This is a genomic window from Vibrio sp. 811, from assembly GCF_033339195.1.
The window spans coordinates 1-522 of record NZ_JAWOUB010000927.1 but is presented as its reverse complement, the minus strand read 5'-3'; the positions used below and the strand labels follow the sequence as shown (position 1 = coordinate 522).

At 43.5% G+C, this 522-nt stretch carries 1 protein-coding gene; it reads left to right on the top strand.

The window, feature by feature from the left end:
• Positions 1–183: 183 nt before the first annotated feature.
• Positions 184–351 (top strand): hypothetical protein, encoded by a 168-nt coding sequence (locus R7Q46_RS30170; RefSeq protein WP_005466428.1) that lies wholly within the window; start codon positions 184–186, stop codon positions 349–351.
• The last annotated feature ends 171 nt before the right edge of the window (positions 352–522 follow it).

Genomic DNA, 522 nt, shown 5'->3' with positions numbered 1-522 from the left:
ACATCCTAGTTGTTAACATAGGTTTATAAATAACAAAGGTACTCACACGGCTTTTATAAGAGAAAAATCGGTGTGAATGAAAAAGTGAAACGATGAACTTTGCAGAGAATAAAGTGAGCTATAAACAGAAGAAATGAGCCAAATAGTAAGGCAATAATAGGAAAAATTATTGAGGAAAAAGCAATGTTAACCTTACAACTGGCGTACAAACCGTTTGGTGTTGGCGAATGGACATACACCACGGTTTCTCACGAAGTCGCTAAGTTTTTAGCACGTGAATACGCATCTTATGGCTGGCCAGTGATGATCGACGGATCGCCCTACTCCAACGAAGAGCCTTTAGCAGCGTAACGTTAAACTACAGAGCGGCCGATACGTGTCTTGCCGGGTGAGGTACCACTTCACCGATCGCTCGGTGGTTGCAGCAACGACAAAAATACTGTGGTTCCATCTCGTAATAGTGCTCACCTGAGACAAACTTCGCCATCAGTTGCGTGAAACTCACCACCTTACCGGTTAACG

What these genes read in the sequence shown, in the direction of transcription:
- R7Q46_RS30170 (WP_005466428.1), top strand. Translation starts at nt 184, where the DNA reads ATGTTAACCTTACAACTGGCGTACAAACCGTTTGGTGTTGGCGAATGG.